The organism is Paraburkholderia sp. USG1, assembly GCF_031570135.1.
GTDB classification, from domain to species: Bacteria; Pseudomonadota; Gammaproteobacteria; order Burkholderiales; family Burkholderiaceae; genus Paraburkholderia; species Paraburkholderia dioscoreae.
In genome coordinates, this window is the sequence record NZ_JAMWXW010000038.1 from 56,693 (window position 1) to 68,941 (window position 12,249).

A 12,249-nucleotide genomic window follows, 5' to 3' on the forward strand; every position below is an offset into this window, starting at 1 on the left:
CCGCCAATGAACAAAGCAATCGAACTGAAGAAGGCCAAGCGCACGCCGTTGCTGCTGTTGCTGGCCGCCGCCTGCGTTTTCGTGGTGACCGCGTTCATGCCGCGCGGCATCTGGGTGGACGGCATCAAGGCGATCGCCGAGGCCGCGATGGTCGGCGCGCTGGCCGACTGGTTCGCCGTGGCCGCCCTGTTTCGCCGCGTGCCGATCCCGCTCGTTTCCGCGCACACTGCGATCATTCCGAGGAACAAGCACAAGATCGCCGACAACCTGGCGGTTTTCGTGCAGGACAAGTTTCTGGATGTGCCTTCGCTGGTCGGCCTGATCCAGAAACACAACCCGGCGCAGAGCATCACCGGCTGGTTGACGCAACCGGCCAACACCGCGCGGTTGGGCGATTACGTCGTCAAGCTCACCAGCGGCATTCTGGAATTGACCGACGACGTACGCATTCAGAGCTTCATCAAGGGAGCGCTGCGCGACGTGCTGGCCAAGGTGGATCTGTCGCAATCGATGGGCGCGATTCTCGACACGCTCACCAAAGACGGCCGCCATCAGGAACTGCTCGACGCCGGCATCGAACAGGTCATCGCGCTGCTGCGCGAACCGCAGGCGCGCGAGTTTATCGCCGAGCGCATTGTCGATTGGGTGAAGAGCGAATATCCGAAGATGGAAAAAATTCTGCCTTCGGCATGGCTCGGCGAGAAAGGCGCCGAAGCGCTCGCCAACGCGGTGAACCGCATGCTCGAACAGGTCAGCGAGAACCCCACGCATCAGCTTCGCCAGAAGTTCGACGACGCCGCGCACAAGCTGATCGTCAAGCTCAAGACCGATCCCGCCTTCCTGCAAAAAGGCGACGAGCTGAAGCGCTATCTGGTGGAAGGCGAGGCGCTCAGTTCGTATGTGAAAGACATGTGGGGCGAATTGCGCGCGTGGCTCAAACGCGATCTGCAAAGCAGCGACTCGGCCCTGCATGCGCGCGTGATGGCGATGGGCGAATGGGTCGGCCGCGAACTCGCGAACGATCCGGCCTTGCGCCAGTCGCTCAACGACCATCTCGAAGAAGCGGCGCGCGCGCTGGCGCCGGACTTTGCGCAGTTCCTCACGCGGCATATCAGCGACACCGTCAAGAACTGGGACTCGCGCGAAATGTCACGGCAGATCGAGCTGAACATCGGTAAGGATCTGCAATACATTCGCATCAACGGGACGATTGTCGGCGGCTTTATCGGCCTGCTGCTGTACGCGAGTTCGCAGGTGTTCGAGTTGCTGCGGCTGCACATGGGATACATGGGATAAGCGATAGCCCCGCCCTCCATCAAAGCGCCTACAATCCGGGCATACGACTTGCTCAAGCGCATTGCCCGGACAACCTCTCCCTGTTCGCGAGCGGCCAGCATAAGAACGACAGCGCTTCTCATTCGGAACGTGTGCTCATGAAAATATCGTTACCGCCGCATGGGCGGCCGAACCGCGTTTACCCGCCGGGTACGCCCAGTCTGCATGGCCTCGCGTCGGTCATTACCGGCGTGGTGGTGGTGTGCGCGCTGTACTTCGGCCGCGCGGTGTTGATCCCGATTACGCTATCGGTGCTGCTCAGCTTCCTGCTCGCGCCGCTCGTGCAGATGTTGCGGCGTTTGCATATGGGGCAATTGCCGTCCATCTTCATTGCGGTGCTGTTCGCGCTGGCGAGCCTGCTCGCGGTCGGCGCGCTGATCGGCGCGCAATTGGTGCAGCTCGCGGGCGACCTGCCGCAGTACCAGGTGGCGATCGAACAGAAGATCGAAACGGTTCAGGAAAAGACCGTTGGCCGCGCCGATTCGCTGATGAGCCGCGCCGCCGTCGCCCTGCAACGCGTGGCGCCTTCCAGACCGAACCCGCCGCGCCCCACCGGACGCGCGGCGCGCAACGCGCCCGCCGTGCCGCAGCCGGTCGAAGTGCACGAGCCCTCGCCCACGCCGTTGCAGCTTGCGCAGCGTGCGTTGTCGCCGGCCATTGCGCCGATCGAAACGACCTTTATCGTGCTGGTCGTGACGATTTTCATCCTGCTGCAGCGCGAGGATTTGCGCGACCGCTTGATCAGCCTGTTCGGTTCGCGCGATCTTCACCGCACCACGACCGCGATCAACGACGCCGCCGTGCGTCTGAGCCGCTACTTCGTCGCGCAGTTGGGCGTGAATCTCAGCGCGGGCGGCGTGATCGCGATCGGGCTAGCCATCATCGGCGTGCCCGGTGCGCTGCTGTTCGGCGTGATTGCCGCCTTGCTGCGCTTCGTACCGTATATCGGCATCTGGATCGCCGCGATTCTCGCGGTCTTTCTTGCCGCCGCGATCCAGCCGCAATGGACGATGGCGGTCTATACGCTGATCCTGTTCATCGTGGTCGACCTGGTGGCCGGGCAGATCGCCGAGCCGCTGCTGTACGGCCACCGTTCTGGCCTGTCGCCGCTCGCGGTAGTGGTCGCGGCGATTTTCTGGAGCTGGCTGTGGGGGCCGATCGGCCTCGTTCTGTCCACGCCGCTCACGTTGTGCGTGGTCACGCTCGGGCGCTACGCCGACCGGCTGAACTTTCTGACCGTGCTGCTCGGCGATCAGCCGGCTCTCACACCCGCGCAGACCTTCTATCAGCGGTTGCTCGCGGACGATCCGCATGAGGCGATCGTGCAGGCGGAGCGGCTGCTGCGCGAGATGTCGCTGGTCGACTACTACGACAAGGTCGCCCTCGAAGGCCTCAAGCTCGCCCGCAACGATGCCATGCGCGGCGTGCTGATGCCCGATCAGTTGCAGCGTATCAACGACGCGCTGGTGGACATTGTCGAAAACCTGGAGATCGCGGACGGCTTGCCGGACCGCCTGTCGCGCATCGACCCCGCCGACTCCGCGAGCGCGCTGTTGGCCTCCGCCTCGGCCGATCTTTCCGAGCGGCACGACAGCCATATTTCGGCCCACCCACGTCTGCGCGACGCCGCCGAAAAAACGTCCGTGCTATGCGTGCCCGGACGCGGTTCGTTCGACGAAGTCACGACCGCGATTGCCGTGCAACTGCTCGGTCGCCAGGGTCTCGCGCCGATGATGGCCACGCACTCGGGCTACCGGAGCGCGCGCGCCGATGAACCGGGTTTCAAGGACGCGTCGATCATCTGCATCGTCTCGCTCGACGCGCCCGATTCGCCGCCGTATCTACGCAACATGCTGCGGCGTACGCGGGAATGGCGACCGCGAGCGACGCTCGTGGTCGGCGTGGGCGGCGCGCCGGAAGGCGGCCCGGAGATGGGCGCAACCGGTGCCTCGCATGCGGCCCCGACCTTCCGCGCAATGATCGAGGAGTGCCTCGCGGCTTCGAGTGTGCAGCATGCGCGCCAGCCTTCGCATGTGGGCGGAGCCGACTGAGCGCGCCTCTGCAACGAGTCGCGCGACGAGACAGGTTCGTAGGTGGGTACATGTGCCCGCCCAGCCTTTCTCGCGAACCGGCGAAGATAATCGGGTCTCAAGGACGATTAGCGGCGAAATCCTCCTCGCCGCATGCCGCCGCCGGCAAAGCCCCCCTCGCCGCCGAAACGTCCCGCTCCTGGCGACCCTCTGCCGTCGCCCCATTGATTCGCCGAGTGATCGAACCTTTGCTGGCCGACATCGCGCGCCTCGCGTTGCTGTTCCAGATCGCCGCTCACGTCCGCTTTCGGCTGGACTGATTGCCAGCCGTTGGCGGTGTGCTGTTGCCAACCGCCGCCCTGGGTATGCTGATAGACGTTGCCGTCGTGGCCGGCATAGACGTCGCCGTTGTTCCATGCCACGGCATTGCCTTTCGACTGATTGGTCACGATGCCCTTGCCGGCGCTCGTGTACTGGCCCGTTTGCGTGTTGCCGGCCACGCCGAACTCGGCCGCGCCTGCCCGGCCTGTCTGCGCGTTATACCCGGCCACCTGGCGCCCGCCCGCGAAGTTGCCGTTGTACTGGTTGCCGGCAATGCCGCCGCGCGCCGCGCCTTCCCGCCCCGTCGACGGATTTGCAAACGAACCCTGCCGCCCGGCCGCGTAGTTCCCCGAGTAGGGATTGAACGCGGCGCCCCGACTGCCCTGGAAGCGCGCCCCGGTCGCCGGGTTGTAGCCGGCCGCCGCCGAGCCGCGCCCTTGCGTACCGGTCCACGGGTTCCAGCCCGAGGCGTGCGTCACGGTGCCTTGTCCCCAGCGTCCATAGAAATTCGCCTGGTTCACGTTGACGTTGTTCCATCCACCGCCGCCCCAGTATGGGCCCCAGTACGGCTCGGCAGCGCCCCAGATCGCCCCCGCCGCGAAGCCGAAGGCGAACCCCGCTGCCGCGTTGAGGGCAAAGCCCGCGTCGTAACCGTAGGTCGGCGGATAACCGTAGTAGACCGCGCCGACGTACGGCGGATAGACATAGCCTGTGCCGTAGACCACGGTACCCTCGGCATTCACCACGACGCCCATGTAACCCGGCGTATAACCCACGACCACGGTTTCCGGCGTCACCGAGTAGATACGCACGTACACCACGTAATGCAGAGGTGAACTGGCCGGAATCGCGTAGATCGCGCTGGGCACTTCGGTCGCCACACGCCATGTGCCATCGGGCGCCGCCGCGGTGAACCAGATGCCGCTCGACACGGCGTAATAGTGTGTGGAGTCCACCGCGATCACCGGTGTGCCGGTATTGACCGCATAACTCAGCGCCGTGCCTGCGATCGGCGTGAAGCGCGGTGCGCCGTCGTATGCAACGCTCAGCGTGGCGCTCGCGCGCGAGACCGTGGCCGTCTGCGCAATGGTGGCCGCGATGGCGGCCTCCCTCGCCTGCGGCGTGCCCGGGATCGAGACCAGGACGTTGGCCCTGGGGTCGTGCGGCGAAATCCTCGCGAAATCCGCGGGGAGTTCGCTGCCTGAAACATACTGCCAGGGCCCGCCTTCCGAAGCGGCGCGGAACCATCGCCCGGAGAGCAGCACGTAGTACTGATTCGTGGCCGGGTCCACGAAGACAGCATGGTCGCTATTGGCGACGGTCAGCAGACTGACGCCCTCGACCGGCGTCAGTTTCATCTGGCCGTCGGTCACAATCAGTTCCGTCGGCTCCGTGGCGATCAGCACGACCGGCGCTCGCGCCGGGCGCTGGCCATTGGCCGGCAACAGAGGATCGGCCTTGCCGCTCGCCTCGGCACGTTGCGCCGCCGCCAGCAGGGCTTGCGGCGGCGCCGTCCGCACGCCCCATTGACCGCCGGCCGACGCGGCCGAATACCAGTAACCCGCAGCATGCAGATACAGCGTGCCGCTCCCGTCCTGCAGCAGCAACGCCCGGCTGTTCAGCGCCCGTTGATAGCCCGTCCCGTTCACCGGCCGCCAGACCGGCGCACCGTCCACGAGGACCAGCACCGTCGCCCTCGTCGCGAAGACGATTCGCGGAGCCTCGTTCTGGACGGCCATGCGCTGCGTGGCCGCGAGTTGCTTCGACGCAGCGTAGCTCGTCTGCAGTTCGTCCAGCGACGTGGTCAGTCCGGCCGACGGCAAATGCGCCAGCAACACCTGCCTGGTCTGATCCGCGACGCCCGGGTTGGTCGGCACATCCACGCTCGCGATCTCGATATGAGTGAGTTGCGCGAGTCCCGACACCTTGTCGATCTCGACGGTCGCCGAGAAGTGCGCCACGCCGTAGGTCGGCGTGCCGTCGCTTGCGCCAACGGCTACCGCGGCACGGCCCGCTATGCGGTTGCCTTCCCATGTCTCGATCTGCGGCTGATAAAGTTCGACGTGCTGCCTGTCGGCATCGAAACTGCGAGGCCAAACCGACGGCGCTGCCGCGCGGGGAGGATTCGCCGCCTCTACATGCATGCCCCAGCAGGCGAGGCAGGTTGTAGCAAACAGCATGGTCAGGTTTTTACTTATTCTGGACATCGCTTCATTCTCCCTGTTTTTTCACGTTCTGCTGCCCTATCCATCGCTCCTCGCCCAACCTTTGTTTCACGATTGGCCACGCATACCGGGTCGCTTGAGTACTACCGTGTTTCGGCTTGCGCACCGGTCCCGCCTTGCTCCAATGCTGCAAGTGCATCCGCGCCCCAACCGCCGCCCAGCGCTTTGTAAAGCGTGACGAGAGACGTGTATTCATTGCCGCGGGTTTGCGCATAAGCCAGTTGCGCGCTGAACAGACTTCGCTCGGCGTCGAGAACTTCCATGTAGCTCGTGTAGCCGCCTTCATAGCGTTGTCGCGCGAGTCTTGCGTAGGCGTTCAGCGCATCGACCTGGCGCTCTTGCGCGACCAGACGTTCGCATGACTTCCCGACGCCGAGAAGCGCGTCGCTGACTTCCTGGAATGCCGACTGCACAGCCTTCTGATACGCGTAGAGCGTTTGTTGCTGGCGTGCCTGGGCCTGCTCGACCTGTCCGGCAATGTTGCCGGCCGAGAAAATCGGTTGCGTCAGTGCTCCGGCAAACGCCCAGGTGTTCGCCGGGCCGCTAAAGAGCCTGCTTAACTGCGTGCTCGACGAGCCGAGCAATCCCGTGAGCGAAATCTGCGGAAAATAAAGCGCACGCGCCGCGCCGATCAACGCATTGGCGGCAACCAGGTTCTGTTCGGCCTGCAGCACGTCCGGACGGCGCGCGAGCAATTCTGAAGGCAAGCCCGCCGGCACACTGGGAGACTGGAGTTCGTCGAGCGTGCGGCCACGAAGAATGGGACCGGGGTTGCGGCCGAGCAATACCGACAGCGCGTCTTCCTGCTGCCCGATCTGCGCTTCAATGGCGGGAATATCCGCGAGCGACGCCTCGTATTCCGACTGGCTCTGGGCCAGTTCGACCTGCGAGATCTGCCCACCCTTGAAGCGCAGTTCGAAGACCTTCACCGAACCGGCGCGGCTCGCCGCCGTTGCCCTGGCAATCTCGAGTTGCTGATCGAGACTGCGCAGATTGATATAGGACGTGGCGACCGATGCAACGAGCGTGAGGAGCGTGGCCCGCTGCCCTTCCTCGCTGGCGAGCAGATTCGCGCGCGCGGCTTCGGTCTGACGCCGCACGCGGCCGAACGCGTCGATTTCCCATGAGATAGGCAACGTGGCATTGAACGACGTGTAGTCCGTTCCAATGCCGGCCGGCAACGAACTTTGGGCAAGCGGCGAGACACGCTGGCGACCCGCGTTGAAACCCGCGCTAATCTGCGGAAACAGTTGCGAACGCGTGGTGACGAACTGTCCGCGAAACTCGTCGACTCGAGCCGCGGCGATTTTCAGATCCCTGTTCTGCGCGAGCGCGGTCGAAATGAGTTCGTTCAGCACTGGATCGCCAAACTGAGCCCACCACGCCGTATCGACGATTTGCGCCTGCGTACTATCCGAAAAGCGAAACGTGGCCGGTGTTTCGATAGACGGTCTGACATAGTCCGGGCCCATCAGGCAGCCGCTCAGACACAGGCAAAGCCCAAGTGCCGACACCCAGGAAAAACTTGAACCGACTGGACGCATGTCAATTATCCCGCTTCGTGCCGGGATGCATACCGGTCGAACTGTTAGTCACCGGACGCGAACCGGACAGCGCCCGTTCGCCTTGTCCCTCCGGCACGGCCTCTCCCTTCTTCTTACCGGCGCGCCGCTCGTTCGCCGATTCGAGCAGGAAGAAGAACATCGGAATGAAGAAGACAGCGACGCCGGTCGCCCCCAACATGCCGCCGATCACCCCGGTGCCGATAGAATGCCGGCTGTTCTGCGACGCGCCGGTCGCGATGGCCAGCGGAACGCAGCCGAGAATGAAGGCGAACGACGTCATGACGATTGGCCGCAACCGGTCTCGGGCGGCGGTCACCGCGGCGTCGAACGGGGATGCGCCTTGTGCGCGATTCAGCACCGCAAACTCGAAAATGAGAATCGCATTTTTCGCCGCGAGTGCGACCAGCATGGTGAGACCGATCTGAAAATAGACGTCGTTGTTCAGGCCTCTCAACAGGATGGCCAGCAAAGCACCGAACAGCGCGAACGGCACGGCCATCAGAACGCCGACAGGCAGGCTCCAGCGTTCGTATTGCGCGGCGAGAATCAGGAACACCATCACCAGACCGAACACGAAAACGAGGCCTGACGTGCCACCTGACTGGCGGGCTTCGTACGCTTCTCCGCTCCACCCCGCGCCGTATCCTGCGGGCATGGTTCGCGCCAGTTCCTCCAGCACGGCGATCACTTCGCCCGAACTGTGGCCCGGCGCAGCATTGGCGGTAATCAGCACGGCCGGGAAGTCGTTGAAGCGCGTCATCAGGGACGGGCCGGTTACGTACTGATACGTCACGATCGATTTGAGCGGCACCATCGTGCCCGTGGCGCTGCGCACGAATACCTGCTCGAGGTCCGTGGGCTTTAACCGGTATGACGGCTCCGCCTGAAGGATCACCTGCCACAGACGGCTCGACTGATTGAACTGGGAGACGTACAGCGAACCGAACATGGTCTGCATCGTACTGTAGACCTCGTCTATCGGCACGCCGAGTGTGGCCGCCCTGTCGCGATCGACATCGACACGCAACTGCTGTGAAGAAGCGTTGAAGGTCGACGTGACGGCCGCCAGCTCGGGCCGCGCCTTCGCCCTGGCGATAAAGTTCTGCACGACCTGAGCAAGCTGCGCCGTGGTGCCGTCGCCTTTGCTCTGAATCCACATCTCGGTGCCGCCCGTCGTGCCAAGCCCGGGGATCGACGGCGGGTTGACCGGTACGACAATGCCTTCCTTGATCCGTGACAGTGCGCGGTAGGCACCAAGCAGCAACGCATGCGCATTTTGCGTGCGAATGTTCGCCCACGAATACCGCTGGTCGAATCCCTTCAGTCCGACAAAGAACGTTGAAGCGTTGTTCATTGTCTGGTTGTCGAGCAGGCTGTAGCCGTCGACCACCGTTACGCTGCCTACGCCGGCCTGTTTCGCGAAGTAGTCGGTCACGCGCGACGACACCCGGCCGGTGCGATCGAGACTTGCCGAATCGGGCATGATGACCGCGCCAAGCAGGTAGCCCTGATCTTCAGGCGGCAGGAAGGCATGTGGAATGGACCGCATCATCGTGACTGCCAGCAGGACCATGCCGGCGAACAGCAGCAGCGCGATGCCAAACCGCCTGATCGTAAGCGTCACGGCGCGGCCGTAGCCCGCCGTGACGCGCGCGAACGCGTTATCGAACCACTGGAAAAAACGATGCTTTGCATGCGCCTGCGGTTTCAGCAATACAGCCGCCAGCGCCGGCGACAATGTCAAGGCCACGATGCCCGATAGGACCACAGAAATCGCAATGGTGATGGCAAACTGTTTGTACATCTGCCCCGTAATGCCGCCCAGAAATGCAACCGGCACGAACACCGCGCACATGACCAGCACGATCGTGACGACCGGGCCCGACACTTCATCCATAGCCCGCTTGGCCGCCGCATTCGGCGAGAGGCCGAACTCACGCATGTTGCGCTCGACGTTCTCGATCACGACGATCGCATCGTCCACCACGATGCCGATTGCCAGCACCATACCGAACATGGTCAGCATGTTGATCGAAAACCCAAGGGTGGCCATGCCCATGAACGTCCCCAGAATGGAGACCGGCACCGCCAGCACCGGAATCAGCGTCGCGCGCCAGCTCTGCAAGAACATGAATACGACAATCACCACCAGCAATACGGCTTCGAAAAACGTCTTCACCACGTCCGCAATGGAGGCGCGCGTGAAGTCGGTGGTATCCATTGCGATGTTGTAATCGATCCCCTCCGGGAACGAGCGTTTCATGTCCGCCAGCGTTGCGCGCACCTGCATCGAGACATCCAGCGCGTTGGCGCCGGGCTGCTGGTAGATGGCGATCACCGTAGCGGGCTTGCCCTGGAATCGGCTGCGTATCGAATAATCTTTCTGTCCGAGCTCGGCACGGCCGACGTCTTTCAAGCGGACGATCGCCGCGCCGTTGTTCGACGCACGAATAATGATGTTGTCGAATTCGGCGGGACTGGAAAGTCGCCCGCTCGTCGTCACGGCGAACGACTGTTCAACCGGCAAACCCGTTGGCGCCTGGCCGAGGCGCCCGACCGCGAACTGCTGGTTCTGGTTCGCCACCGCGTTCTGCACGTCGGTAGCCGTAATGCCGAGCTGCGCCATGCGGTCCGGGCGCAGCCAGATACGCATGGCGTAGTCCGGCGTGCCGAAGATGCTGGCCTGGTTCGCGCCCGGAATCCGTTTGAGCGCATCGAGCACGTACACGTTTGCGTAGTTGGCGACGTAGGTCGAATCGAACCGGTTATCGGGTGAGTACACCGCGACAACCATCATGAACGCCGACGACTTTTTCTGTACCTGCACGCCCTGCGACTGCACGGACTGCGGCAGTTGCGGCAATGCGAGGTTGACGCGGTTCTGAACGTCCACCTGGGCCAGATCCGGGTTGGTGCCGTTGCGGAAGAACACGTTGATCGTCAGACTGCCGGTCGACGAACTCGACGAGGTCATGTAGATCATGCTGTCCGCGCCGTTGACCTGCTGCTCGATGGGCGCCGCGACGTTATTCGCCACCACGTCGGCGCTCGCGCCCGGGTAGCTGGCGGTGATCGTGATCTGCGGCGGCGTGATGTCCGGGTACTGGGCGACCGGCAACGCGAACATGGCCAGCACGCCGCCCAGCGCGATGACGATGGAGATGACCGACGCGAAGATCGGCCTGTCGATACAGAAATGGGAGAGCTTCATCCGTTTGCCGCCTGGTGCGCAGAGTTAATGCGCGGAGTTTTGTTCGGATTCCGTTTGCGCAACGGGGGGCGCGACGGGCGGCACGACGGGCACCGTGAGTTTTGCGCGATGCTCCGCGGAAGAACCGTTCCCCGTTATGCTGATCGTCGCGTTGGGCGACAGCCTCACCGCCCCGTCCACAACGACTCTTTCGCCGGCGCGCAAGCCGTCGTTGATGAAGCAGTCATCGCCCTGCCATTCGCCCATCTCGACAAACCGTTGGCGGGGCTTGTTATCTTTGTCGACGGTCCACACGAAATGGCTTTTTGCGCCCTGCTGCACGGCTCGCTGGGGAAGCAGAACGGCATTCGGCCGCACGGCGCCGGACACCCTCGCGCGTACGAACTGCCCAGGACGCAACGTGCCTTTTTCATTGGCAAAGACGGCTCGTACGAGGAAGGTGCCGGTTTCCGCGCTGAATACCGGATTGGCGAAATCGATATGTCCACGCGCGGGGAACGTCGAACCGTCGGCCAGCAGCAGCGTGATTTCGAACTGGTTGTTTGCCGGAAAGCGCAACTGGCCTTTTGCGATCTGATCGCGATACCGCAGCATCTCGTTCTCGGAGATACTGAACTCGACCCACATAGGATCCATCTGGTAGACATACGTCAACAGGCCGGACTGAGCCGGCGTGACATAGCTGCCTTCCTGCTGCCTTGCATAACTCGACAAGCCGGCGAGCGGCGACTTGATCGTGGTGTAGCCGAGGTTCAGCTGCGCAGCCTGGACCTGACCTTTTGCAGCGATGACAGCGGCTTCGGCCTCGCGCTCGCTGCCGGTTGCATCGTCGAGATCTTTCTTGCTCAATGCGTTCTGCGCGGTGAGCGGCACGACGCGCGCGAGATTGGCTTTTGCGACGCCGAGCCGTGCCTGCTGCTGGGCCAGCGCGCCCTGCGCCGATTGCAACGCGGCCTGGAACGGCTTGGGGTCCATCAGAAAAAGCGTCTGCCCCTGACGAACCATCTGGCCCTCCGTGTACGTCCGCTTGTCCAGAAAGCCGTCTACCCGCGCGCGAATTTCCACGGCGCGCGAGCTTTGAGTCTGGGCGACAAACTCGAAGTCCACGGGCGTATCGCGCGGCGTCACGGTCATGACGGTGACGTCGACCGGCTGGGACGATTCGGGAGCGGCGGGTTTGCCGCATGCGGTCAGTAAAGCAAGCAGACTCAATACGAGCGCCGGCCGTCTCCACACCTCGCCTGGCGGGCCCTTCGGTGCATTCAACGAGCGAATCAGGCATCCCAGCAGCAAAACAGGCATGAAGGTTCCGTGAAAAATGGTTCAACAGCCGGGCAATCCGCGCCAAAGCAATTGATTGCGCCCGGCCGCGCCGGAAGGCGCGGCCGTCAGTTGTTCGCGAATGAATTGCGCTGGCTGGAAACCGGCCAAACCCCTAAGAGACCGTTTCAAAAAGACTGCTCCGTACGTCTGAAGATGTTCCAGCAGACGAGGGAGCAACCGAGTTTGAGGAATGCTTCGTGAATGTCGGCGCGACGCTCAAAGCGAATGCGAAGACGACG

Annotated in this window: 6 protein-coding genes and 1 pseudogene; 2 read left to right on the forward strand and 5 right to left on the reverse strand. The window is 63.4% G+C overall.

The genetic code is table 11. The features are described from left to right. The first annotated feature begins 6 nt into the window (after positions 1 to 6). On the forward strand, positions 7 to 1,296 hold the full coding sequence (locus tag NE850_RS34510) for a DUF445 domain-containing protein (RefSeq protein ID WP_165188487.1): 1,290 nt from the start codon (positions 7 to 9) through the stop codon (positions 1,294 to 1,296). A gap of 137 nt (positions 1,297 to 1,433) precedes the next feature. Further along, positions 1,434 to 3,386 (forward strand): AI-2E family transporter, encoded by a 1,953-nt coding sequence (locus tag NE850_RS34515; protein ID WP_007177451.1) that lies wholly within the window; start codon positions 1,434 to 1,436, stop codon positions 3,384 to 3,386. A 107-nt stretch (positions 3,387 to 3,493) separates the two neighbouring features. On the opposite strand, the gene NE850_RS34520 is transcribed toward NE850_RS34515, so the two are convergent. From NE850_RS34520 to NE850_RS34540, 5 genes and pseudogenes are all read right to left on the reverse strand, one after another. Then, on the reverse strand, positions 3,494 to 5,893 hold the full coding sequence (locus tag NE850_RS34520; RefSeq protein ID WP_007177452.1) for a hypothetical protein: 2,400 nt from the start codon (positions 5,891 to 5,893) through the stop codon (positions 3,494 to 3,496). A 101-nt stretch (positions 5,894 to 5,994) separates the two neighbouring features. Then, positions 5,995 to 7,455 (reverse strand): efflux transporter outer membrane subunit, encoded by a 1,461-nt coding sequence (locus tag NE850_RS34525; protein WP_007177453.1) that lies wholly within the window; start codon positions 7,453 to 7,455, stop codon positions 5,995 to 5,997. Position 7,456: 1 nt separating this feature from the next. Further along, positions 7,457 to 10,687, reverse strand: coding sequence for a multidrug efflux RND transporter permease subunit (locus NE850_RS34530; RefSeq protein ID WP_310699992.1), 3,231 nt, complete (start codon positions 10,685 to 10,687; stop codon positions 7,457 to 7,459). Positions 10,688 to 10,711: 24 nt separating this feature from the next. Beyond that, positions 10,712 to 11,989: an efflux RND transporter periplasmic adaptor subunit gene (locus tag NE850_RS34535; protein WP_007177455.1), complete on the reverse strand. Its 1,278-nt coding sequence runs from the start codon at positions 11,987 to 11,989 to the stop codon at positions 10,712 to 10,714. 146 nt (positions 11,990 to 12,135) lie between these two features. Then, positions 12,136 to 12,249 (reverse strand): annotated as a pseudogene (locus NE850_RS34540) (IS5/IS1182 family transposase); the annotation flags it as partial.